The sequence below is a fragment of the Citrobacter sp. Cf125 genome, assembly GCF_030333935.1.
Classification (GTDB): Bacteria; Pseudomonadota; Gammaproteobacteria; order Enterobacterales; family Enterobacteriaceae; genus Citrobacter; species Citrobacter freundii.
The window spans coordinates 160,549-185,372 of the sequence record NZ_JAOWEY010000025.1; the positions used below are offsets into that span (position 1 = coordinate 160,549).

The window sequence follows — 24,824 nt, forward strand, 5'->3', positions numbered from 1 at the left end:
GGTATTTTTATCGTTAGCAGCCAAACTTACCTGTGTGTCGTCGTTCAGAAAAGGATGGTGCTATGAAAATTACATTATTAATGACGTTGCTTTTTGGTCTTATTTTTTTAACTACCGTCGGTGCTGCCGAGAAGACATTAACCCCGCAACAACAACGTATGACCACCTGCAATCAGCAGGCAACGGCGCAGACCTTAAAAGGGGATGCGCGTAAGACGTATATGAGTGATTGCCTGAAAAACAGTAAATCTGGGCCTGAGGAAAAGAGTCTGACGCCGCAGCAGCAGAAAATGCGTGAATGCAACGTCAAGGCGACGGAGCAGTCTCTGAAAGGCGATGACCGTAATAAGTTTATGAGTGCTTGCCTGAAAAAATCTGCTTAGCACTTCCGGGTGAGCAGATAAAATCGCTCACCCGAAATATCATACTTCCGCCGCCAGACCCCTTCCTATAATTTGGGAAATTTGTTTCAGAATATTCCCAAATACGATGAATGATGAAAATTTTTATCAAAAGAAGGTCGTCTCAAATGAAGCATTTATATTGCTTCATCAAAATGACCACCAACGTTCCGGTCTGCGATTTGCCCGACGAATCAGGCTGCCGCGAGCGGTGGGACTGGGGGGAATGTTTTTCCCTATCGCGTCGGTATTAGTTTCTCAGCCAATAACCGGAGGCTGGTGGCTTTTGCTGGTGGGATGGGCATTTGTCTGGCCACATCTGGCATGGCAAATGGCAAGTAAAGCTGTCGATCCACTGCATAGCGAATATACCAACTTAAAAGCCGATGCCATCCTCGCCGGGATGTGGATGGGGATTATGGGGATAAACTTGCTGCCATCCACGGCGCTGTTGATGATTATCTGTATCAACCTGATGGGCGCAGGAGGTATGCGAGTCTTCATCGCAGGCGCCGTGTTGTTGGTGGTTTCCTGCCTGGTGACGTTACAGTTAACGGATATCCCCATGGCTTTTAGCAGTACGCAGCAGAGCGTGCTGCTGTCACTGCCAGTGTTAGTGGTTTACCCGTTGCTGTTTGCCTGGGTGAGTTATAAGACGCTCATCCGGCTGGCAGAACATAAACGCCGCTTACAGGTTATGAGTACGCGAGATGGGATGACCGGGGTGTATAACCGACGTCATTGGGAACTGTTGCTGCGTAATGAGTTTGATAATTGTCGTCGCCATCAGCGTGATGCCACGCTTCTTATCATCGATATCGACCATTTTAAGAGTATCAATGATACCTGGGGCCATGACGTAGGGGATCAGGCCATTGTTGCACTGACCCGCCAGTTACAGATGACCTTACGCGGTAGCGATGTGATTGGGCGTTTTGGCGGTGATGAGTTTGCGGTAATCATGTGTGGCACGTCGGCGAGCAGCGCGATTGCAGCGATGTCTCGTGTTCACGAACGGCTTACCCAACTGCGTTTATCTTGCGCGCCGCAGGTTGACCTGCGCATTAGCGTGGGCGTTGCGCCGCTGACATCTGAAACTGAACACTATAGAGAATGGTTAAAATCAGCAGATATGGCGCTCTATAAAGCAAAGAATTCCGGACGTAACCGCACTGAAGCGGCGGCATGACGTCCGGCGGTGTTAACTCAGGAGCGGCTGAGTTTTTCCGATTGCTCCATGCACTTAATCATCGCTTCAATTACTGATGAACGGAAACCGCGTTCTTCCAGGACGCGTACCGCCTCAATGGTGGTTCCACCTGGCGAGCACACCATATCCTTTAATTCGCCAGGATGTTTTCCCGTTTCCAGTACCATCTTCGCCGAACCCATTACCGCTTGTGCCGCAAATTTATAAGCCTGCGCGCGGGGCATTCCCCCCTGAACGGCGGCATCTGCCATTGCTTCGATAAACATAAATACATAGGCCGGTGCTGAACCGCTGACACCAACGACCGGATGAATCATTGCCTCCGCAATGACTTCAGCTTCGCCAAAGCAGCGGAAGATATTCAGCACGTCAGCCGTATCTTCCGGCGTGACTAAGGCGTTTGGCGTGACGGAGGTCATTCCGGCGTTCACCAGCGATGGCGTGTTTGGCATCGCGCGAATGATTTTACGGTCGTGACCCAGCGCGCGGGCAAGCTGATCGAGGGTGACGCCTGCGGCAATTGAGACGACCAGGGAGTCTTTGTTCAGGCTGGAGGTAATTTCGCTCAGCACCTTAATCATAATGCCTGGCTTTACGGCCCCAAAAACAATATCAGCGATCTGCGCGACTTCTTGTGCAGACTGCGCCGCATTAATGCCGTACTGGTCGTGTAGCGCGGCGACCTTATCGGGGGAAGGGGTATAGACCCAGATTTGTCCGGGGAGAACCTGACCGCTGGCGATCATGCCGCCAAGAATGGCTTTGCCCATATTACCGCAGCCGATAAAACCAATTTTCTTGTCCATCTTGTCACTCCCTATGGATGATATTCATTGTTTTATACCCTAATTACTTCAAGTAACTTGAATTATTTGGGGTAAATCTGGGAAAGCTAAGCTTAGCGCGGAATGAATATGTTCAGAAGGAGAAACAGCACTTTGCCTGAAAGTAAAAGCACGCGACAATGTGCGGCAGCACAACAGTGGGGAGAAGTTATGACAATATGGGTGGATGCCGATGCGTGTCCGAATGTGATTAAAGACATTTTGTACCGCGCTTCTGAGCGCATGCAAATGCCGCTTGTTTTGGTGGCCAACCAAAGCCTGCGCGTCCCGCCTTCGCGTTTCATCAGCACATTACGTGTGCCTGCGGGCTTTGACGTGGCTGATAACGAGATTGTGCGTCAGTGCAGTGCTGGTGATTTAGTGATAACGGCAGATATTCCGCTGGCGGCTGAAGTGATTGAAAAAGGTGCGGCGGCGCTTAACCCGCGTGGTGAACGTTATACCGAAGCCACGATCCGCGAGCGTCTGATGATGCGTGATTTTATGGATACGCTACGCGCTAGCGGTATTCAGACCGGGGGGCCGGACAGCCTTTCGTCCCGCGACAGACAGCATTTTGCAGCTGAACTGGATAAGTGGTGGCTGGAAGTTCAGCGTAGAAAATAGTGTGTGTAATTTATTATTTACACTTTATTCGTTGTGAATTCTTGTTATAGTAGGGGTTAACTCATCTCGCCATTCTTTATGTAATTTTTTCTTTACGGTTTTGGCTGTGTACTAGTTTGATGATATGATTATATTTTTAACCGCATCAGATCCCGCTTGTTGGCGGCTCTCTGGGGAAATTCTGTGATGACGCAACCTCTTTTTCTTGTTGGCCCCCGGGGGTGTGGTAAGACGACAACCGGTATGGCGCTGGCAAAGGCTATTGATTTCCAGTTCGTTGATACCGATCGCTGGTTGCAATCGCACGTGCAAATGACCGTGGCGGAAATCGTCGAAAGAGAAGGGTGGGAAGGGTTTCGTGCCCAGGAAACGACCGCTCTGCAGGCTGTCACAGCACCAGCAACGGTTGTTGCGACCGGCGGCGGTATTATTCTTACCGAATTTAACCGTCACTACATGCGCAGCCACGGCGTGGTTATCTATTTAAGCGCACCGGTATCGGTACTGGTTGATCGTCTGGAGGCGACGCCTGAAGAAGGATTACGACCGACCTTAACCGGCAAGCCGTTGACTGAAGAAGTGCAGGAAGTGCTCGCCCAGCGAGATGTTTTGTATCGCGAAGCCGCGCACTATATCGTTGATGCCACTAATGCGCCTGCGCAGGTGGTGGAAGACATTCTTGGGATACTGGCGCAGGCAGCGCCACGGTTGCAGGGCGGTGTCTATACTTAATGTTCATCCAGTGAAAAGGAAGAACTATGCCGACACAACCACCTTACCCACGTCAAGCGACCATTGTTACGGTTGAAAAAGGGACGCCAGGCCAGACGGTAACCTGGTATCAACTTCGTGCCGATCACCCTAAACCGAATTCGTTGATCAGTGAGCATCCTTCGGCTCAGGAAGCGATGGATGCTAAAAAACGCTACGAAGACCCCGATAAAACCTGATACGAAGACCGCCCTGGCACGAGTCTTAAAAGTGCCAGTCCGGGCGTGCATCACATTTTTTTAAATTTCGCTGTATACAGTAAAAATTGAAAATTAAACAATAACAATCCAGTACTGGAATGATCTGGAATCTTTACACAATACACCGCCGATCTACTGCTACGCTTTTGAGCATTTGTAGCACAGGTCAGCGCCCGGCACTTATCCGGGATTTCACAGCAAAGTAAGAAGACGGTGGAGCAACAAATGAGTACGTCGTTGGCTATCCTCACGATTGGCGTTGTGCCGATGTGTGAGATGTTACCGCTCCTGACGGAATATATTGATGAACAGCACATTACTCACCACAGTCTGCTGGGGCAGATGCAGCGAGAAGATGTGATGGCCGAGTACGGGGCTTCACCCGGTGACGAGCTGTTATTAACACTGCTTAGCGACCACCAACTTGCTCATGTCTCACGTCAGAAAGTGGAACGCTCGCTGCAAAGCATTGTGGAGGTTCTCGATAATCAGGGATTTGATGTGATCCTGCTGATGAGTACCGCCTCAATCACCCGTCTGACCGCCCGCAATAGCATCTTGTTGGAACCCATACGCATTATTCCCCCGTTAGTGGCTTCGATTGTCGAAGGGCATCAGGTTGGGGTCATAGTACCTGTTGCTGAATTGCTCAAAGCCCAGACACAAAAGTGGCAGGTGTTACAAACGCCACCAGTGTATGCCGTAGCTAATCCAGTAGAAGGTTCTGAACAACAGCTGATTGATGCCGGGAAATATCTCCTTGAGCAAGGCGCTGATGTTCTCATGCTGGACTGCCTGGGTTTTCATCAACGCCATCGTGATTTACTGCAAAAGTCGCTGGATGTCCCGGTTCTGCTGTCCAATGTGTTGATTGCCCGGCTAGCTTCGGAATTGCTGGCGTAATTTTGCGTGACAGGTGGAACGTCAGCCCCCTATATTGGTTCCTAACTTAATCACGAGATAGGGCCAGTTGTATGCTTCAAAGTAATGAATACTTTTCCGGCAAAGTAAAATCGATCGGTTTTACCAGCAGCAGTACTGGCCGCGCCAGTGTAGGCGTGATGGCTGAAGGTGAATATACCTTTGGTACTGCGGCGCCTGAAGAGATGACGGTGGTTAGTGGCGCACTGAACGTGCTGCTGCCAGGGGAAACCGAGTGGAAAGTCTATGCCGCAGGAGACGTGTTTAACGTACCGGGCAACAGTGAGTTTCATCTGCAAGTAGCAGAGCCAACATCCTATCTTTGCCGCTATTTGTAAGCGTAAAAATGACGAATGGCGATATTGTGTCGCCATTCGCTAAACAGGGCTAACGTTGCGCTTCGCCGCCTAATCCTTCCACCAGACTTTTAATCAGCGCCGCCAGTTCACCTGTCATCAGGATGAAATCGGCATCAAAACGCTGAGCATAATCTTCACGGTCGATATCTTCGTTCTGATCGCGTAGCTCGTCGCTGAACTTCAGACGCTTAATGGAGCCGTCGTCACACATAACGAACTGAATACGCTGCTGCCAGTCGAGGGCCAACTTGGTGACCAGTTTGCCCGCCTCGATATGCACGGCGATTTCGTCGCAGACCAGATCCTGCTTTTTCGCGCGGATCACACCGCCGTCTTCAAGGATCGCTTTCAGTTCAGCTTCATCCAGTAACTGGAATCCTTGTGCTGTTGTGCCGGAGCGAACCCATTCGGTCAGCGTCAGCTCAATAGGGTTCTCCATTGTCAGCGGAACGACCGGCAGCGAACCGAGGCTTTTACGCAGCAGCGCCAGCGTATCTTCCGCTTTTTTCGCGCTTGCACAGTCGACCATGATCAGATCGTTGACGGTGTCGATCCACATCATTGTCTGGCTGAAGCGGCTAAAGGCGCGCGGCAGCAATGAGTGCAGAACTTCATCTTTCAGTGAGTCTTTTTCGGTCTTCTTGAGTTTGCGACCTTGCTCAGCTTCCAGTTTGAATATTTTGGCTTCCAGCGCCTGTTTGATAACCGGCGACGGCAGAATTTTTTCTTCTTTGCGGGCGCAGATAATAATTTGGCCATTGGCGGTATGCGTTAATGCATCGCTGTGCGATCCCATCGGCGGAACCCAGCCCATTTTTGCCATATCCTGGCTACCGCAAGGGGTGAACGTCATTGATGCCAGCTGTTTTTCCATCTCTTCGGCACGCAAAGAAACATCGCGGCTAAGACGGTAAACCATTAAATTTTTGAACCACAGCATGATAATTTCCACGGCCTTGTCGTTAAATCCAGCGGGCATGATAGCGAATTGTCGCTATGCTTGCATTGTTAATCGGGAAGAGGAGCAAACAGTGCGTATAGGTATCGATTTGGGCGGTACGAAAACGGAAGTTATTGCGCTTGGCGATGCGGGCGAACAGCTTTTTCGCCATCGCCTGCCCACGCCGCGTGATGATTATTGGCAAACGATAGAAACCATCGCCATGCTGGTGGAGATGGCGGAAAACGCCACCGGGCAGACGGGAACCGTGGGAATGGGCATTCCCGGTTCAATCTCGCCCTACACCGGGGTGGTAAAGAATGCCAACTCGACCTGGCTTAACGGGCAACCTTTTGACAAAGACCTGAGTTCGCGTCTGAATCGCGAAGTGCGGTTGGCAAATGATGCCAACTGTCTGGCGGTTTCTGAAGCGGTGGATGGTGCAGCGGCGGGGGCGCAAACCGTGTTTGCGGTGATTATCGGCACCGGATGTGGCGCAGGCGTGGCGCTGAATGGTCGGGCACACACGGGCGGTAACGGTACCGCAGGGGAGTGGGGGCATAATCCGCTGCCGTGGATGGACGAAGATGAGCTGCGTTATCGGCAGGAAGTCCCCTGTTATTGCGGCAAACAAGGCTGCATTGAAACCTTCATTTCCGGGACCGGTTTTGCCACCGACTACCAGCGCCTGAGCGGTAAGCCGCTCAAAGGCAGTGAAATTATCAGCCTTGTTAATGCGCAGGATACTCTTGCGGAGCAAGCGTTGAGCCGCTATGAGCTTCGTCTGGCGAAATCACTGGCACATGTGGTGAATATTCTCGATCCGGACGTCATTGTGCTGGGTGGCGGAATGAGCAATGTCGACCGACTGTATCAAAACGTTCCGACGTTGATGAAGCAATTTGTTTTTGGCGGCGAGTGTGAAACGCCTCTACGCAAGGCGTTGCACGGTGACTCCAGCGGCGTGCGCGGCGCGGCCTGGCTGTGGCCGCACGTATAAACGGTTGTTATGTCGCGGGTGCAACCTGTTGTTGCACGCCGCGCTTCAGGCGACCATAGAGCAGCAGCGAGGACATCGCAGAAAACGACAGCAGCGCAGCCGGCAGCGTCACGTAGTTGTAGGCAAATCCCAGCGTCAGCATCATGCCACCGCAGTACGCGCCAATCGCGCTGCCGAGATTGAAGGCAATTTGCCCGCCAGCCGCGCCCAGTAGTTCTCCCCCTTTAGCATTTTGCAGCAGCAAAATTTGCAACGGCGCCGACAGAGCAAACAGACCCGCGCAGCAAATGAAAGCGAAGGTCAGCGACGCGGCTTTGATGCCGCCAAAGGCAAAGAGCAGCAGCAGAGCCAGCACAATCACGAAGTCGGTTATTACCGCAATTCGCAGCGGCGTATAACGGCCTGACAGCCTACCGCTTAGCAGATTTCCTAACACCATTCCCAATCCCACCAGCATCATGATGAAGGTCATTAGCGCCTCGGAGAAGCCGGAGATATACATCATGTACGGTTTGACGTAGCTGAACCAGGCGAAAACCCCGGCGTTCCCAAACATGGTGGCGGAAAAAATGAACCACGGGGCGGGGCTTTTCAAAAAGTGAAATTGTTCGCGCAGTTTCCCTTTTACCTCATCGCTAATGTTGGGGACCCAAAAAGCGACCGAGACTATTACGGCGATATTAAAGACGGCTATCAGCAGAAACGTGTAGCGCCAGCTAAATTCCTGGCTCAGCCAGGTGCCGACGGGAATGCCAACCAGATTGGCAACGGTCATCCCCGAAATCATGCCCGCGACGGCGGCGGTGACTTTTCCTGGACGGGCTAGCTTCGACAGGATAATCGCGCCCACGCCGAAAAATGCGCCATGAGGGAAGCCGGAAACCAGCCTGCCCACCGCCAGCATAAAATACGAGGAAGAGAGGGTGAAGATGGCGTTGCCAATCACGCACAGGGTGACCAGAAACAGCAAAATATGTTTGAGCGAAAAGCGATTGGAAAAGAGCGCAATAATGGGCGCGCCAAGCACTACGCCAAAGGCGTAAAATGAAATCATATGGCCAGCGGCAGGAATGGAAATTCCCACGTCCCGCGCCAGCTCAGTGAGGACACCCATGATGCCAAACTCGGCCATGCCCAGCCCAAATGTTCCGAGCGCTAAAGAGAAAATGACTTTTTTCATACCACCTGCCAACAAGAAAGACGCAGGATATGCGTCATAGCGACGAACGTTCGCCGCCAATAGCGATAGCTTGCGGATAAGCGAAGTGGAATGCCATTTCATATCCGTCCCTGAGTATGCAATATTGTGCTACATAGCGTGCCGGATAGCGTTAGCGCTTATCCGGCCTGTGACACCATATCCGCTGGCCGATTACTCCACCGCAAACATTTTGTCGAGTTTGCTGTAGCCCAGACCGTTGATTTTTTTCACCTTGATCTGCACCGGAATGCGTTCTTTCATTGCTTCGACGTGGCTGATCACGCCAATGGTTTTACCGGTAGCGTTGAGCGCATCAAGCGCGTCCAGTGCGGTATCCAGCGTTTCACTGTCCAGCGTGCCGAAACCTTCGTCGAGGAACAGGGAGTCAATTCGGGTTTTGTGGCTGACCAGATCGGACAACGCCAGCGCCAGCGCCAGACTCACGAGGAAGCTCTCGCCGCCGGAAAGCGTACGCGTATCACGTACGGCATCGGCCTGCCAGGTATCAACCACTTCCAGCTCTAACGCTTCGCTGGCCTTGCGCTGCAACAAATAGCGACCGTGCAGACGGGTTAACTGGTTGTTGGCAAGCCAGACGAGGTTATCCAGCGTCAGCCCCTGGGCAAATTTGCGGAACTTATCTCCCTCTTTCGAGCCGATCAGCGCATTCAAATACCCCCAGTCTTCGACCTGCTGCGCGACTTTTTCAATCTCCTGCATCAGCGCCTGCTGCTGCTGGCGGTTTTCAGCATCTTGTTTGAGCTGCTGGCGAATTTCGCCCTGACGAGTAGTGTTATCGCGTAGCAGTTGGGTGAGCTGCGCCAGCGCGTCGTGCAGATGCTGCGCCGTCAGCGTGAGATCCACTTCTGTTGGTTGCTGCTGTTGATGAGCCGCCAGTGCCTGCTGGGCCTGATTAACCAGCGTTTGCGCCTGCTGTCGCTGGCCTTCCAGTGATTGCTTCAACTGCTCCAGGCGATTAAAGGTCTCTTCGTCCAGCAGGGCGGCAATAAAGGCGTCGCGATCGGCAAAGATGCTGGCCTGCAATGCGGCATCAAACTGCGCCTGGATTTCCGCGGCGCGCTGAACGTCCTGCGCCTCCTGCTGTTGCAAGGTTTGCCACTGTCCCTGTAAAGAGAGGCAATCGTCGTGCACCTGCCGCCAGTTTTCCAGCGACAAATCCTCAATGTTTTCAGAAAGCGCCTCGGTTTCAGGCAACGTTTCCAGCAGCGGCGCAAGCTGGGCAATCCGGGCCTGTAACTCGGCCAGTTCATTCTGACGCTGTTGCCACATTTGTGCTTCGTTCGCCCGTTCGCTTAGCCATGAGGCGACGTCATCCTCGGGTGGAAGGGCCAGACCATAGCGGGAAAGCTCGGCGGTTAGCGTCGCCTGGCGCTGGTCAATATGCAGCTGGAGCTGGGTAATCTGCTCGGTATGCGCGGTGATTTGCGCCTGCAGGGTATGACGCAGGCTCAACTGGTGAAGCTGTTGTTCGTGCTCTTCCTGAGCGGCCAGCCACGGGGCAATGTCATCCTGCGGTTGTAGCGTGACGTTGAGGCTGGCGGTGACGGTCAGCCACTCTTGAGTAAGTGCTTGCTCCTCCTGAGAAAGCGTCTGTGCTTCGCGTTCATCCCGCTGAAGTTGCTGGGTTATCGCCTCAAGCTGGCCGCGTAACGTTGAACCCTCATCGGCCAGCGTTTTGACCTCTTTTTCCAGTGCCTCACGCCGCGTCTGATTCACGCTCAGTTCGAGCGTTTGATAGCGTTCAATCGCCGGATGTGCGATGGAGCCGCATAGCGGGCAAGGCATGCCGGATTGCAACAATGCCCGTTGGCTTTCCAGATCTTTGATGCGGGCTTCTTGCTCGCAAATGACTCTCACATCAGTAAGCTGCTGATTTTTATCTTTATAGCGCTGACGTTTTTCGGCAAGCACCGCGTTGCGCTGGGTCAACTCTTGTTGACGCTGTACAAGCGTGGCGCGTAACTGTGCCAGTTGTTTTTGCTTCGGGGTGATTTGCCCGTGTAAATTGCTCAGCCGCTGGCGTAATGGACGAAGCTGCACATGTTGCGCCAGCGCATCCGTTACCTCCTGCGGCGAAAGGGTCAGCGCGGGAAGCGTTAGTGCATTGAGCTTACGCGTGTCGTTCTCTCGCAGCTGCTGCCATTGGCGTAGCTGGGCGCTGGCGTCGGACTGTTGGGCCAGCAGCGCTTTCCATCCTGCCAGTTCGCTACTCCATAAGCGGAAGCGATCATGCTCATTAAGCCAGTCGGTTAACGTCTGTTGTTCGGCTAGTATCAAGGTCGACTGCATTTGCGCCTGCTGGCGAATACGCCCGCGCAGCGTTAAGCTGCTTTGTAAGCGAGCATTCACTTCCTGAATCTTCTGGCGTGTACGCTCGATAGTAGCCGTTTGTTCCTGAATTCGCTCCCAGTGCGGGCGTAACGCCCTGGCCGGCAGTGCCAGACTCAGTGCCGCCAACTGCGGCTGCGCGTCTTCTTGCGCCTGAAGCGCTGCCTGTAATGCCTGCTGGTGACGGTTTATATCCGTTTGTAGCTCATTTTGCCGAATGAGCCAGTTGAGGTGCTGTTGCTGGGTTTGTTGGCTGGTAAGGTATTGTTTTTCTTCGTCAGTAAGTACCTGCAAACTTTCCGTCAGGGATTGCACCTGCTCTGGCGCTAACAGCGCCACGCCGCTGGCCTGGGCCTGCAGTTTTTCCAGCTCCGTACGCGCTGATTTGTGCTTTTCAAACACCATAGCGGAGATTTGACCGTAAATCTCTGTGCCGGTCAGCTCTTCCAGCAGTTCGGCGCGCTCTTTTGGTTTGGCATTAAGAAATGCGGCAAACTGGCCCTGAGAGAGCAGCATGGAACGGGTAAAACGACCGTAATCCAGCCCGGTAAGCTCGGCGGTCATCTCCAGCTTGTCTTTGACTTTATCGGCGAGGATTTTACCGTCGGCGCAGCGGGCCAGCTCTACGCGCGGGACCTGCAGGTTGCCCTCAGGCTGGTTGCGTGCCCGGTTCTGGCTCCAGAATGCGCGGTAGGCTTCGCCCCGCACTTCAAATTCCACCTCGGCCAGACACTCCGCTGTGTCGCGGGTCATCAGGTCGTTTTGCGACTGTGACACAGTATTCAGGCGCGGCGTTTCGTGGTACAGCGCAAGGCAAATTGCGTCCAGCAGGGTGGTTTTCCCCGCGCCTGTGGGCCCGGTGATGGCGAACAGCCCGTTGCTGGCAAAAGGTTCTGCCGTGAAATCGACTTTCCATTCTCCCTTCAGGGAGTTGAGGTTTTTCAGGCGCAGGCTGAGAATTTTCATGCTTCAGCCTCCCCGGCAAGCGTCTGTACGGTTGCGCTAAACAGCTGATTAAGCCGCTCGCGCTGCGGTTCTTCGAGTTCTTCCAGCGCCAGGCGGCGGTCAAAAACCTCCGCCACGCTCAGCTCGCTTAATGTTTCACGACGTTCATTGGCCATAATGCGTTCGCGCTGTTCGCGACTGCGGCGCACCAATAACACCTCTACCGGTAAATCTTCGGTCAAGGCCTGGATTTTACGCTGCATATCATGCAGATAGTCATCGGTGGTAATTTCAATATCCAGCCACACCGGCGGCTCTTGCTGTACGTTGCGCCACTGCTCAAGCTGGGCGGTAATGGCGGCGAGATCGCCTTTCAGTACCGCAAGCGGCTGGGTGACCGGTACGGTGAGATTCTCGACGGCGTTGAGTTTCCCTGCTTCAAAGCTCACCAGATGCACGCATTTGTTTTTGCCGCACTCGTCAAAACTGAGAGCGATCGGCGAGCCGCAGTAGCGAATATGCTCCGTGCCACCGATAACCTGCGCCCGGTGAATATGGCCCAGCGCGATGTAGTCCGCTGGAGGGAAGTTTTGTGCAGGGAAGGCGTCCAGCGTACCGATATAAATGTCACGGACGGCGTCACTTTTACTGGCGCCGACGGTGGTCAAATGCCCGGTCGCGATGATGGGCAGATTCTGATCACCACGCAGTGTGCAGGCATCCTGATACTGCTGCTGGTAATAGTCGGTGATGGCTGACAGCAAATGCTGCTGTTTTTCTTGCCCGGTTAGCCCGGCCTGGCTGGTAATGATGTCGCGTGGACGTAAAAAAGGAACCGGGCACAGAATCGCCCCCGGCGTGCCGTCACGTTGCGGCAGAATCTGCGGCGCATGACCGGCGCTGGCAACGACCGTGGTGTTGAGAAACGCCAGTATATCGCGGGATTCATTGAGTGTGGCGACGGAGTCGTGGTTGCCTGCCAGCACCACCAGATGACACCCGGTTTGCTGTAAATTAACGACAAAACGGTTATACAGCTCACGAGCGTAGCTTGGCGGTGAGCCGGTATCGAAAATATCACCCGCCACAATAATGGCATCCACCTGGTGGGATTGTGCCGTTTCCAGCAGCCAGTCGAGAAAGGCCTGATGTTCAGCGGCGCGGCTCTTGCTGTAGAAATTTTGGCCCAGATGCCAGTCAGACGTGTGAAGGATGCGCATAAGAGTTCCATGACGATAAAACAGTGGTGGGGATTATAACCTTTCAAGGACGGTAATATCTTGTCTCCGGGCTGTCATAATTCGCCGGGCTGCGTTAAACCTGGGCTATCTTTTCATAAATCTGTCATAAAACTGACGCATAATGGCACCGTATTGATGGCAAACGATTTAATTATAAACAGGGCAAATCATGGCGAGACGTATTCTGGTCGTAGAAGATGAAGCTCCAATTCGTGAAATGGTCTGCTTCGTGCTCGAGCAAAACGGTTTTCAACCCGTAGAAGCCGAAGACTATGACAGTGCTGTGAACCAACTCAATGAACCCTGGCCGGATCTCGTCCTGCTTGACTGGATGCTTCCCGGCGGCTCGGGTCTGCAGTTTATTAAACATCTCAAGCGCGAAGCCATGACGCGGGATATCCCCGTGATGATGCTGACGGCGAGAGGTGAAGAGGAAGACCGCGTCCGGGGTCTGGAAACCGGTGCGGATGATTATATTACCAAGCCGTTTTCTCCCAAGGAGCTGGTGGCGCGTATTAAAGCGGTTCTGCGTCGTATTTCACCGATGGCGGTGGAAGAGGTTATTGAGATGCAGGGGCTAAGCCTTGATCCGACCTCGCATCGCGTGATGACCGGCGAGGATCCGCTGGATATGGGGCCGACCGAATTCAAACTGTTGCACTTCTTTATGACCCACCCTGAGCGCGTCTACAGCCGTGAACAACTCCTCAATCATGTCTGGGGAACCAATGTCTACGTGGAAGACCGGACAGTGGATGTGCATATCCGCCGCTTACGTAAAGCGCTGGAGCACAGCGGACATGATCGAATGGTGCAGACAGTTCGCGGGACGGGATATCGTTTTTCGACCCGCTTCTGACTGACAAGAATCAGGGCCTGATGGATTAGGCCGTTTATGGAGTAAGACGTTTGCTAGAACGATTGTCATGGAAAAGGTTGGTACTGGAGCTGATCCTGTGCTGCATACCGGCATTTATCCTTAGCGCTTTTTTCGGTTACCTGCCCTGGTTTTTACTGGCGTCGGTAACGGGCCTGCTTACCTGGCATTTCTGGAATCTATTGCGTTTGTCCTGGTGGCTATGGGTTGACAGAAGCATGACGCCGCCGCCGGGGCGAGGCAGTTGGGAGCCGTTGTTATATGGGCTGCATCAAATGCAGCTGCGCAACAAAAAGCGCCGTCGAGAACTGGGTAACCTGATCAAACGTTTTCGCAGCGGGGCGGAATCACTACCCGACGCGGTGGTGTTGACCACCGAAGAAGGCGGTATCTTCTGGTGTAACGGACTGGCTCAGCAGGTTCTGGGACTGCGCTGGCCGGACGATAGCGGGCAAAATATTCTTAACCTGCTGCGATACCCGGAATTCACACAATATCTGAAAACGCGCGACTTTAGCCGGCCTATCAATCTGGTGCTCAATACCGGACGGCATCTGGAAATTCGCGTGATGCCCTACACGGATAAGCAACTGCTGATGGTGGCGCGCGACGTTACCCAGATGCACCAACTGGAAGGTTCACGGCGAAACTTTTTCGCCAACGCCAGCCATGAGCTGCGCACACCGCTGACGGTGCTGCAAGGTTATCTGGAAATGATGCAGGAGCATCCGCTGGAAGGGACAACGCGCGAAAAAGCGCTGCATACCATGCGCGAACAAACGTACCGTATGGAAGGCCTGGTGAAGCAGCTGCTGACGCTGTCAAAAATTGAAGCTGCTCCGACGTTGCAACTGAATGAGAAAGTCGATGTGCCCATGATGCTGCGCGTGATCGAGCACGAAGCGCAAACCCTGAGCCAGCATAAACATACGTTTACCTTTGATGTCGATAACAGCCTGAACGTGCGGGGCAACGAGGAGCAGTTGCGTAGCGCTATCTCGAATCTCGTGTACAACGCGGTGAACCACACACCAGCGGGAACGCACATTACCGTACGCTGGCAGCATGTGGTCTCGGGGGCGGAATTTTGTGTGGAAGACAACGGTCCAGGCATTGCCGCCGAGCATATTCCACGTTTGACCGAGCGTTTTTATCGGGTAGATAAGGCGCGATCGCGGCAAACGGGCGGTAGCGGGTTGGGCCTTGCCATCGTGAAACATGCGCTGCATCATCACGACAGCCGTTTGAATATCGAAAGCGAACCAGGCAAAGGGACGCGATTTAGTTTCGTGATCCCGGAACGTTTGATTGCCAAAAGTAACGGTTAAAGCACATTCGTAAGATTATCTTTCCAAAAGCCAGCACAAGCTGGCTTTTTCTATACGGTCAATATATGACTCCTGAATTTTACGACGTTTGATTGTTTTTTGTTCGAACTATTACCCATACCTTTTTCCATGAAATGGTGTTTTGTGCTAACCAAATTTTTCATATCGCTATATTGTTCTGGTTTTTGGATCCCACCTTGCTTTAAAACGTTATAAGCGTTTAAATTGCGCTCCAGATGCTGTCATACCGACTGCATTTACGCGGTAAATCGAAAAACTATTCTTCGCCGCGCCAGGTCGGGAGTGTTTCCCGCTGGAATTGAGCAAAAATGCCGCTGTATTGTCCCCCAGGGAAAGGCAAAAATTTATTATTTTCAACACCACATCCACAGGCAGTAAGACTTTATGACCCATCAGTTAAAATCGCGCGATATTATCGCTTTGGGATTTATGACATTTGCACTGTTCGTTGGTGCAGGTAACATCATCTTCCCCCCAATGGTTGGTTTGCAGGCAGGTGAACACGTCTGGACTGCGGCTTTTGGCTTTTTGATTACCGCCGTTGGCCTGCCGGTACTTACCGTTGTCGCGCTGGCGAAAGTCGGTGGTGGTGTGGACCGACTGAGCACACCTATCGGTAAAGTTGCTGGTCTGCTACTGGCGACTGTTTGCTATCTGGCCGTTGGGCCGTTATTTGCTACCCCGCGTACCGCGACGGTCTCTTTCGAAGTCGGGATTGCACCGCTGACCGGAGACTCTGCGCTGCCGCTGTTTATCTATAGCGTTATCTATTTCGCGATTGTGATTCTGGTTTCGCTGTATCCGGGCAAACTGCTGGATACGGTGGGTAATTTCCTGGCGCCGCTGAAAATCCTGGCGCTGGTTGTTCTGTCTGTCGCCGCAATCGTCTGGCCAGCAGGCCCGATCAGTAATGCGATGGAAGCCTACCAAACTGCGGCATTTTCTAATGGCTTCGTGAACGGGTATCTGACCATGGATACGCTGGGCGCGATGGTGTTTGGTATTGTTATCGTTAACGCCGCTCGCTCGCGTGGTGTTACTGAAGCGCGTCTGCTGACCCGTTACACCGTTTGGGCGGGTTTAATGGCGGGTGTGGGCTTAACTCTGCTGTATCTCGCGCTGTTCCGTCTGGGTTCTGATAGCGCGATTCTGGTCGATCAGTCTGCTAACGGCGCGGCGATTCTGCATGCGTATGTTCAGCACACCTTTGGCGGTGCAGGAAGCTTCCTGCTGGCGGCGCTGATTTTCATCGCCTGTCTGGTCACCGCGGTTGGCTTGACCTGTGCGTGCGCAGAGTTCTTTGCCCAGTACGTTCCACTGTCTTATCGTACGCTGGTATTTATCCTCGGCGGCTTCTCGATGGTGGTTTCTAACCTGGGTCTGAGCCATCTGATTCAGATCTCTATTCCGGTGCTGACGGCTATCTATCCGCCATGTATCGCACTGGTTGTATTAAGCTTTACCCGCTCATGGTGGCATAATTCTTCCCGCGTCATTGCACCTGCGATGTTTATCAGCCTGATTTTTGGTATCCTTGATGGCATTAAAGCTTCTGCAATTGGCGACGTGTTACCGGCCTGGACCCAGCGTTTACCGCTGGCGGAGCAGGGGCTGGCGTGGTTGATGCCAACAGTCGTGATGGTGGTCCTGGCAGTTATCTGGGATCGCGCCGCGGGTCGACAAGTGACCTCCAGCGCACACTAATATCACTGACAATAAGTTTTAACCACGGGGCTATTAACATGGCCCCGTGGTTTTTTTATTGTGTTAACAGGTTAGGAATCGATGGAAAGTAATAACAAGCTAAAGCGTGGGCTGAGCACCCGGCACATCCGCTTTATGGCATTAGGTTCAGCAATTGGTACCGGGCTGTTCTATGGGTCGGCCGATGCCATCAAAATGGCGGGGCCAAGCGTGTTGCTGGCCTATATTATCGGCGGCGTAGCGGCGTATATTATTATGCGCGCGCTGGGCGAAATGTCTGTTCATAACCCTGCAGCCAGCTCCTTCTCGCGCTATGCGCAGGAAAACCTCGGACCGCTGGCAGGCTATATCACCGGCTGGACCTATTGTTTTGAAATCCTGATTGTCGCCATTGCCGATGTGACTGCCTTTGGTATTTACATGGGCGTCTGGTTCCCGACCGTACCGCACTGGATTTGGGTACTCAGCGTAGTGCTGATTATCTGCGCCATCAACCTGATGAGCGTGAAGGTGTTTGGCGAGCTGGAGTTCTGGTTCTCGTTCTTCAAAGTCGCCACCATTATCATCATGATTGTCGCCGGTTTCGGTATCATCATTTGGGGGATTGGCAACGGCGGGCAACCGACCGGTATCCATAACTTATGGAGCAATGGTGGCTTCTTCAGCAACGGCTGGCTCGGCATGGTGATGTCGCTGCAAATGGTGATGTTCGCTTACGGCGGGATTGAGATTATCGGGATTACCGCAGGCGAAGCCAAAGACCCGGAAAAATCTATTCCGCGCGCTATCAATTCCGTACCAATGCGTATCCTGGTGTTTTATGTGGGGACGTTGTTCGTCATTATGTCTATCTACCCGTGGAACCAGGTGGGTACCGACGGTAGCCCGTTCGTTATGACGTTCCAGCATATGGGCATTACCTTTGCTGCCGGGATCCTCAACTTTGTGGTTCTGACTGCGTCGCTGTCGGCAATTAACTCTGACGTCTTCGGTGTGGGACGTATGCTACACGGCATGGCGGAGCAGGGCAGTGCCCCAAAAATGTTTGCCAAGACGTCGCGTCGTGGCGTGCCGTGGGTTACGGTGATGGTGATGACCATCGCGCTGCTGTTTGCGGTTTATCTTAACTACATCATGCCGGAAAACGTCTTCCTGGTGATCGCCTCTTTGGCAACGTTCGCCACGGTTTGGGTGTGGATTATGATCCTGCTGTCGCAGATTGCTTTCCGTCGTCGTCTGCCGCCAGAAGAGGTCAAAGCGCTGAAATTTAAAGTACCGGGTGGGGTAACGACGACCATTGTTGGCCTGATTTTCCTGGTCTTTATCATCGCGCTTATCGGCTATCATCCGGATACCCGCATTTCGCTGTACGTCGGCTTTGCGTGGATTGTCCTGCTGCTGGTCGGCTGGGGATTCAAGCGCCGTCGCGAGCGCCAACTGGCTGAAGCACAGTAATATTTTTGCCGGGTAGCTTTGCGTTACCCGGCAATTTTCTCCTCCCCCGAACTCCTCCCCCAATAAACGTTAAGATGATGAGTGATCCTGCACTTCGCTATGGCAAGGTGACGTCATTATCATCAAAGGGGATACGTGATGTTGAACGCCTGGCACCTTCCGGTTGCCCCATTTGTTAAGCAAAACAAAGATCAACTGACGATTACATTATGGCTGGCGGGGGAAAATCCACCCCAGCGGGTGACGCTACGCGCAGAAAACGATAACGAAGAAATTTCGCTGGCTATGCACAAGCAGCGCAGCCAGCCGCAGCCGGGCGTGACCGCGTGGCGAGCGGCGATCGATCTCTCCAGCGGGCAGCCTCGTCGACGCTATAGCTTTAAATTACTTTGGCTCGATCGTCAGTTGTGGTTCACCCCACAGGGATTCAGCCGTTTTCCGCCTGCGCGTCTGGAGCAGTTTGCCGTCGATGTGCCGGATAACGGTCCGCAGTGGGTCGCTGACCAGGTCTTTTACCAAATTTTCCCGGACCGTTTTGCCCGCAGCCAGTCGCGTGAAGCGGGCCAGGATAACGTCTATTACCATCACGCGGCCGGGCACGACATCGTGCGGCGCGAATGGGACGAACCGCTTACGGCTCAGGCCGGTGGCTCCACGTTCTATGGCGGCGATTTGGACGGCATCAGCGAAAAGCTACCGTACCTGAAAACGTTAGGGGTCACGGCGCTGTACCTGAATCCTGTGTTTACCGCGCCGAGCGTGCATAAATACGATACCGAAGATTACCGTCATGTTGATCCGCAATTTGGCGGCGACACGGCGCTGCTACGCCTGCGGCACAACACCCAACAGCAGGGCATGCGCTTGATTCTGGACGGTGTTTTTAACCATAGCGGCGATTCGCACGCCTGGTTTGACCGGCATAGTAGGGGAACGGATGGGGCGTGCCATAACCCAGAATCCCCCTGGCGCGACTGGTATCATTTCTCAGCCGACGGCGTTGCGCTCGACTGGCTGGGGTATTCTAGCCTGCCCAAGCTGGACTTTTCTTCGGAAAGCCTGGTAAATGAAATTTATCGCGGCGAAGACAGTATCGTCCGTCACTGGCTGAAAGCGCCGTGGAGTATGGACGGCTGGCGTCTTGATGTGGTGCACATGCTGGGAGAGGCAGGAGGCGCACGTAACAACCTACAACACGTGGCCGGCATTACGCAGGCGGCTAAAGAAACCCAGCCAGAGGCGTATGTGGTGGGTGAACATTTTGGCGATGCTCGCCAGTGGTTGCAGGCCGACGCGGAAGATGCCGCCATGAACTATCGCGGCTTTACTTTCCCTCTCTGGGGATTCCTCGCCAATACCGATATTTCATACGACCCACAATCTATTGACGCTCAGACCTGTATGGCCTGGATGGATAACTACCGCGCGGGGTTGTCGCATCAACAGCAATTGCGCATGTTTAACCAGCTCGACAGCCACGATACCGCTCGCTTTAAGTCTCTGCTCGGTAAAGACGTCGCACGTTTACCGCTGGCGGTGGTGTGGCTATTTACCTGGCCTGGCGTGCCCTGTATTTACTACGGCGACGAAGTGGGGCTGGATGGCAACAACGATCCGTTTTGCCGCAAACCTTTCCCATGGCAGCCTGAAAAACAGGACGTTAACCTGCTGGCGTTGTACCAGCGGCTGGCAAAATTACGCCACCAGAGCCAGGCGCTACGCCACGGTGGTTGTCAGGTGATTTACGCCGAGGATAACGTGGTGGTGTTTGTACGGGTGCTAAACCGCCAGCGCGTGTTAGTGGCGATTAACCGTGGCCAGGCTTGTGAAGTGGTCCTGCCAGCCTCGCCATTACTGAGCGTGAGTCATTGGCAGCACAAAGAAGGCAAAGGTGTGCTTGCCGACGATATCCTGACGTTGCCGGCGATTTCCGCCTCTGTATGGTCAGGTCATTGATATAAGTGCGCAATCGCCGGGCTTGCCAGCAGCGCGTCTCGCCACCAGCGCTGCGCCAGCCCATCACGGTTATTACGCCATGCCATATAGGCCACGTCTTTTTGGCGAAATGAGATAACTGTTTTTTCCACCAGCTCGCCCGTAGCAAGCCACGGGCTGGCAATATGGCGGGGGAGAAATCCGCAGCCCATGCCGGCTCGCAGTAGCATCACTTTACTGTGGAAGTCATCGACACGGATCTGCGCCTGCTCCTCCAGCAGATTGGTTTGTAACGGATGGCAGAAGCGGGCGCTGTCGCTGATAACAATCGCCCGATGCAGGCACAACTGCTCGTTGGTCAGGCCATCAGGTGCTGCGGCCAGCGGATGCTCAGGCGCAACGACAAACACATTGTCCAATGTACCGAGCATTTTGTAGGACCAGGCCGCTGACGTTGGTGGTTCATTAATCGCCCCCAGAATAATATCTGCTCCATTATGGGTCAGCTCCTCCCAGGAACCCGCCAGCGTATGATGGGTAAAACTGAGGCGGGTTTGCTTATTCAGCGCGTGAAATTCATCGATAATGGGTAACAGCGAGGCGAAAGGAAAGGAGTCGTCCAGCGCAATCGCCAGCTCTTTTTCCCAGCCTGAACTCAGCTGTACCGCCTGTTTTTCGAGATCTTTTGCCGCACTTAGCAATAAACGTCCCTTTTCCAGCATCATCTGTCCGGTGTCGGTAAATTTAGCCCGGTGTCCGGAACGGTCAAGCAACTCGATATTCAGGTCGCTTTCCAGCTTTTGAATCATATAGCTGAGTGCCGCAGGCGTTTTAAACAGCGATTCGGCCGCCGCGGCAAATGAACCCTGTTTGTCGAGTGCGTCGAGAATAAGCAAAACATCCAGATTAATGCGCATAGCCAGAAAAGATCCTGAAAATTAAACCCTTCTGTTGTACCGAATGAAGAAAAACAATGCCAGTGAATAAATTAGATGAATCATGCGCATTTTTTTGATGTTGTTTAGGATATATCGCAACACAGAATTAATAGTTTCACAGGATGGTAAGTTTTCTTTAATAACTCGTTAGAAATTTCCCGCTATACTCAACAAGCTTTCTGATTCAGGATCCTGCTGCTGACGGCAGATACAGACCGTTGCCTTTTAACTTATTGATTAAGAAGGTGTGATATGTCTATTCGGGAACTGATTGACCCTCAAAACTCTACGCTTATTTTTATTGATCATCAGCCGCAAATGTCATTTGGTGTAGCGAATATCGATCGCCAGACTTTAAAAAATAATACCGTGGCATTAGCGAAAGCCGGGAAAATATTCAATGTTCCGGTGATTTATACTTCTGTAGAAACGAAAAGTTTTAGCGGATATATCTGGCCAGAACTGTTAGCGGTTCATCCTGATGTAAAACCCATTGAACGCACCTCAATGAACTCCTGGGAAGATGCGGCGTTTGTGAAGGCCGTGGAAGCGACTGGGCGTAAAAAACTGATTATCTCCGCGCTGTGGACCGAAGTCTGCCTGACTTTCCCGGCACTGATGGCGCTGGAAGCGGGTTATGAAGTATATGTGGTGACCGACACTTCCGGCGGCACGTCCGTGGATGCCCATGAGCGTTCTATCGACCGCATGGTACAGGCTGGTGCCGTACCCGTAACCTGGCAACAGGTTCTTCTTGAGTATCAGCGCGACTGGTCTCGCAAAGAAACCTACGACGCCGTCATGGATCTGGTACGCGAGCACAGCGGTGCCTACGGTATGGGCGTGGATTATGCCTATACCATGGTGCATGGCGCGCCAGAACGTAAAGCCTAAATACACGTCATCCTTCATGTTGCATCTTTGTTGGCTTCGCTTGCGTACCCCAGTCACTGACTTATGTAAGCTCCCGGGGATCCACAACCTTGCCGCCTCGATGCACCATGAATGATTTTGTGTATTGCTTTCCTGGCCTAAGCGGCCTGTTTCCTCTCAACAAGGAATCCTTCATGGCGCAGAACAAACATGTGACGTTGGTGATTACCCACACCCTGCTGCCTGAGCAGGCGCAGCGGTATGAGCAATGGCTGGGGAAAATTATGCCGGTGGCGGCCGAGTTTCCCGGTCATCTCGGGGCGAACGTGATTCGCCCTGCGGATGGCGACAACCTGTGGAATATCATTATTCGCTTCGACACGCTTGAGCATCTGTATAACTGGACCCAGTCTGATACGCGCCGCGTGCTGGTGGAAGAGATCGTCCCACTGCTGGCGGAAGGTGATAAAACCGAAATTCGTACCGAAGCGGCATTCTGGTTTACGCCGCCAGCGCCCCATGTACGCCAGCCCAAACGCTGGAAACAGTTTCTGATAACCCTGCTGGTGATATTTCCTAGCACCAATCTGGTGCCGTGGTTGACCGGCATTGTGCTGCCTGCAATGAAGGGCTCGTTACTCCTGCATCTCATCAATGATGCCTGTGTGGTTGCGCTGGTGGTCTGGTTCTGGATGCCCATCGTAACCCGTCTGTTTGCCGGATGGCTGAAAAAAGCCTGACCGGTATCTCAGGAGATTGTTATGTCTCAAACTGCCACACTGATTCTGACTCACGGAAAAATTCATACTCTCGATAGGCAACGCCCGCAGGTCGAGGCGGTGGCGATTGCCAACGGAAAGATCCTGGCGACCGGTAGCCACGAGCGGGTAATGAGCTTTGCTGCCGAAGGGACGCAGGTTGTCGATCTGCAAGGACATACGGTGATCCCGGGCCTGAACGATTCGCACCTGCACCTTATTCGTGGTGGACTGAATTACAACCTGGAATTACGTTGGGAAGGCGTGCCGTCGCTGGCGGACGCCCTACGTATGCTCAAAGACCAGGCGGACAGAACGCCGTCGCCGCAATGGGTACGCGTGGTGGGCGGCTGGAGCGAATTCCAGTTTGCCGAACGTCGCATGCCAACCCTGGAAGAACTAAATGAAGCTGCTCCGGATACCCCGGTTTTTGTTCTGCATCTCTACGACCGGGCTTTGCTGAACCGCGCTGCGCTGAAAGCCGTCGGCTACACCAAAGCGACGCCGGATCCGGCGGGCGGTGAGATTGTGCGTGATAGCAACGGCAACCCGACCGGGATGTTGATCGCTAAACCAAACGCCATGATCCTTTATTCGACGCTGGCAAAAGGACCCAAACTGCCGCTGGAAATGCAGGTTAACTCGACCCGCCAGTTTATGCGTGAACTGAACCGTCTGGGGCTGACCAGTGCCATCGATGCGGGCGGCGGCTTCCAGAACTATCCGGAAGATTACGAGATCATTGAGCAGTTACACGCCAACAAGCAGATGACTGTGCGTATTGCCTACAACCTGTTTACCCAGCGTCCAAAACAGGAACTGGAAGACTTTGAACGTTGGACCGATATGCTCAAACCGGGGCAGGGAACCGACTTCTACCGCGCCAATGGGGCCGGGGAAATGCTGGTCTTTTCGGCAGCGGATTTTGAAGATTTTCTCCAGCCGCGCCCGGACCTGCCGGAGGGTATGGAAGATGAGCTGGAGCGCGTGGTGCGACACCTGGTGGAGCACCGCTGGCCGTTCCGCCTGCACGCCACCTACGATGAATCTATCAGCCGCATGTTGGACGTGTTTGAGAAGGTGAATCGTGATATCCCGTTCAATGGCCTGCACTGGTTCTTCGATCATGCCGAAACCATTACTGAACGGAATATCGAGCGCGTTAAAGCGCTGGGCGGCGGGATTGCTGTTCAGCACCGAATGGCGTTCCAGGGCGAATATTTTGTCGATCGTTATGGCAAAGATGCGGTCAAACACACGCCGCCGGTGGCGAAAATGCTGGCGGCTGAAGTTCCGGTAGGGCTGGGGACTGACGCCACCCGTGTGGCTAGCTACAACCCGTGGACCGCGCTCTACTGGCTGGTTTCGGGCCGCACCGTTGGCGGTATGGCGATGTACGATGATAACAACCGCTTGCCGCGCGACGTGGCGCTGGAACTGTGGACCGCTGGCAGCGCCTGGTTCTCCAGTGAGCAGGGTAAGAAAGGGCGAATCGAGAAAGATCAACTGGCCGACCTGGTGGTGCTGTCTAAAGATTACTTCAACGTGGCGGAAGAAGAGATCAAAGGCATTGAGTCAGTGATGACCATTGTCGATGGCAAAGTCGTGTATGCGGCAGGGCATTTCACCCCGCTGGCACCACCAGCCATCCCAGTTGTGCCGGACTGGTCGCCGGTGGTGAAGGTGCCGGGGCACTATCGCTCAGCGCCGCCTGCTGCGGCTAAAATTGGCGCAATGGTGCAGATGCATCAGTGCTGTGGTAGCTGTGGCGTACACGGTCATCAGCATGATATTGCGCGTCAATCAGGCATTCCGGTGTCAGATGACCGGGCTTTCTGGGGCGCGCTTGGCTGTTCCTGCTTCGCGTTTTAATTGTGGTTTGGATAAGTGTATTGTCGCGGGTGATACTTACAGAGAGTGACGCAATTGCCTACCTGACCTACGAA

General features: G+C 53.5%; 22 protein-coding genes. 16 read left to right on the plus strand and 6 right to left on the minus strand.

Annotated features, from left to right (window positions below):
• Window positions 1–62: 62 nt before the first annotated feature.
• Window positions 63–383, plus strand: a complete 321-nt coding sequence (gene psiF / locus OGV89_RS17460) for a phosphate starvation-inducible protein PsiF (RefSeq protein ID WP_003021454.1) — start codon at window positions 63–65, stop codon at window positions 381–383.
• Window positions 384–474: 91 nt separating this feature from the next.
• The gene (adrA, locus tag OGV89_RS17465; RefSeq protein WP_199998546.1) at window positions 475–1,590 is read left to right on the plus strand and encodes a diguanylate cyclase AdrA; all 1,116 of its coding nucleotides are present in this window, start codon (window positions 475–477) and stop codon (window positions 1,588–1,590) included.
• A gap of 17 nt (window positions 1,591–1,607) precedes the next feature.
• Here the strand turns inward: adrA and proC are convergent, their stop codons facing one another.
• Entirely contained in the window at window positions 1,608–2,417 is an 810-nt protein-coding gene (proC, locus tag OGV89_RS17470; RefSeq protein ID WP_003021462.1) for a pyrroline-5-carboxylate reductase, read from the minus strand.
• A gap of 189 nt (window positions 2,418–2,606) precedes the next feature.
• On the opposite strand from proC, the gene OGV89_RS17475 reads away from it, so the two are divergent.
• From OGV89_RS17475 to ppnP, 5 genes are all read left to right on the plus strand, one after another.
• Window positions 2,607–3,062 carry a YaiI/YqxD family protein gene (locus OGV89_RS17475; protein WP_003021467.1) on the plus strand — a complete coding sequence of 152 codons (456 nt, stop codon included), beginning with the start codon at window positions 2,607–2,609 and terminating at the stop codon, window positions 3,060–3,062.
• Window positions 3,063–3,248: 186 nt separating this feature from the next.
• Window positions 3,249–3,794, plus strand: coding sequence for a shikimate kinase AroL (gene aroL, locus OGV89_RS17480; RefSeq protein ID WP_003836009.1), 546 nt, complete (start codon window positions 3,249–3,251; stop codon window positions 3,792–3,794).
• Between the two features lie 26 nt (window positions 3,795–3,820).
• Window positions 3,821–4,012, plus strand: coding sequence for a protein YaiA (gene yaiA, locus OGV89_RS17485; protein ID WP_003021472.1), 192 nt, complete (start codon window positions 3,821–3,823; stop codon window positions 4,010–4,012).
• Window positions 4,013–4,258: 246 nt separating this feature from the next.
• On the plus strand, window positions 4,259–4,936 hold the full coding sequence (locus OGV89_RS17490; protein WP_003830963.1) for an AroM family protein: 678 nt from the start codon (window positions 4,259–4,261) through the stop codon (window positions 4,934–4,936).
• Between the two features lie 71 nt (window positions 4,937–5,007).
• Window positions 5,008–5,292 (plus strand): pyrimidine/purine nucleoside phosphorylase, encoded by a 285-nt coding sequence (gene ppnP / locus OGV89_RS17495; protein WP_003021477.1) that lies wholly within the window; start codon window positions 5,008–5,010, stop codon window positions 5,290–5,292.
• Between the two features lie 49 nt (window positions 5,293–5,341).
• Here the strand turns inward: ppnP and rdgC are convergent, their stop codons facing one another.
• On the minus strand, window positions 5,342–6,253 hold the full coding sequence (gene rdgC / locus OGV89_RS17500) for a recombination-associated protein RdgC (protein WP_003021479.1): 912 nt from the start codon (window positions 6,251–6,253) through the stop codon (window positions 5,342–5,344).
• A 91-nt stretch (window positions 6,254–6,344) separates the two neighbouring features.
• On the opposite strand from rdgC, the gene mak reads away from it, so the two are divergent.
• A complete protein-coding gene (gene mak, locus OGV89_RS17505; RefSeq protein WP_060855542.1) occupies window positions 6,345–7,253 on the plus strand; it encodes a fructokinase in 909 nt (302 codons plus the stop codon).
• A gap of 7 nt (window positions 7,254–7,260) precedes the next feature.
• On the opposite strand, the gene araJ is transcribed toward mak, so the two are convergent.
• From araJ to sbcD, 3 genes are all read right to left on the minus strand, one after another.
• Entirely contained in the window at window positions 7,261–8,433 is a 1,173-nt protein-coding gene (gene araJ, locus OGV89_RS17510; protein WP_032937081.1) for an MFS transporter AraJ, read from the minus strand.
• 192 nt (window positions 8,434–8,625) lie between these two features.
• On the minus strand, window positions 8,626–11,769 hold the full coding sequence (gene sbcC, locus OGV89_RS17515; protein ID WP_286559039.1) for an exonuclease subunit SbcC: 3,144 nt from the start codon (window positions 11,767–11,769) through the stop codon (window positions 8,626–8,628).
• Entirely contained in the window at window positions 11,766–12,968 is a 1,203-nt protein-coding gene (gene sbcD, locus OGV89_RS17520) for an exonuclease subunit SbcD (protein WP_003847614.1), read from the minus strand. Before sbcD ends, sbcC begins: the two co-directional genes overlap by 4 nt.
• Before the next feature lie 190 nt (window positions 12,969–13,158).
• Between sbcD and phoB the strand changes: the two genes are divergently transcribed.
• From phoB to malZ, 5 genes are all read left to right on the plus strand, one after another.
• Window positions 13,159–13,848 carry a phosphate response regulator transcription factor PhoB gene (gene phoB, locus OGV89_RS17525; RefSeq protein ID WP_003021496.1) on the plus strand — a complete coding sequence of 230 codons (690 nt, stop codon included), beginning with the start codon at window positions 13,159–13,161 and terminating at the stop codon, window positions 13,846–13,848.
• 50 nt (window positions 13,849–13,898) lie between these two features.
• Window positions 13,899–15,194, plus strand: a complete 1,296-nt coding sequence (gene phoR / locus OGV89_RS17530) for a phosphate regulon sensor histidine kinase PhoR (protein ID WP_003847611.1) — start codon at window positions 13,899–13,901, stop codon at window positions 15,192–15,194.
• A gap of 405 nt (window positions 15,195–15,599) precedes the next feature.
• A complete protein-coding gene (gene brnQ, locus OGV89_RS17535; protein WP_003021501.1) occupies window positions 15,600–16,919 on the plus strand; it encodes a branched-chain amino acid transporter carrier protein BrnQ in 1,320 nt (439 codons plus the stop codon).
• A gap of 81 nt (window positions 16,920–17,000) precedes the next feature.
• Complete coding sequence (gene proY, locus OGV89_RS17540; protein WP_003847609.1) at window positions 17,001–18,374, plus strand: proline-specific permease ProY; 1,374 nt, start codon at window positions 17,001–17,003, stop codon at window positions 18,372–18,374.
• A 138-nt stretch (window positions 18,375–18,512) separates the two neighbouring features.
• Window positions 18,513–20,330: a maltodextrin glucosidase gene (gene malZ, locus OGV89_RS17545; protein WP_286559042.1), complete on the plus strand. Its 1,818-nt coding sequence runs from the start codon at window positions 18,513–18,515 to the stop codon at window positions 20,328–20,330.
• On the opposite strand, the gene OGV89_RS17550 is transcribed toward malZ, so the two are convergent.
• Window positions 20,324–21,226, minus strand: coding sequence for a LysR family transcriptional regulator (locus tag OGV89_RS17550; RefSeq protein ID WP_049002390.1), 903 nt, complete (start codon window positions 21,224–21,226; stop codon window positions 20,324–20,326). The two genes, malZ and OGV89_RS17550, sit on opposite strands and share 7 nt — an antisense overlap.
• A gap of 273 nt (window positions 21,227–21,499) precedes the next feature.
• On the opposite strand from OGV89_RS17550, the gene OGV89_RS17555 reads away from it, so the two are divergent.
• The 3 genes from OGV89_RS17555 (at window position 21,500) to OGV89_RS17565 (ending at window position 24,750) form a co-directional block, all read left to right on the plus strand.
• Window positions 21,500–22,141, plus strand: a complete 642-nt coding sequence (locus tag OGV89_RS17555) for a hydrolase (RefSeq protein WP_003021513.1) — start codon at window positions 21,500–21,502, stop codon at window positions 22,139–22,141.
• 173 nt (window positions 22,142–22,314) lie between these two features.
• Entirely contained in the window at window positions 22,315–22,860 is a 546-nt protein-coding gene (locus tag OGV89_RS17560) for an antibiotic biosynthesis monooxygenase (RefSeq protein WP_003021516.1), read from the plus strand.
• Window positions 22,861–22,881: 21 nt separating this feature from the next.
• Window positions 22,882–24,750 carry an amidohydrolase gene (locus tag OGV89_RS17565; protein WP_003021520.1) on the plus strand — a complete coding sequence of 623 codons (1,869 nt, stop codon included), beginning with the start codon at window positions 22,882–22,884 and terminating at the stop codon, window positions 24,748–24,750.
• Window positions 24,751–24,824: the final 74 nt, after the last annotated feature.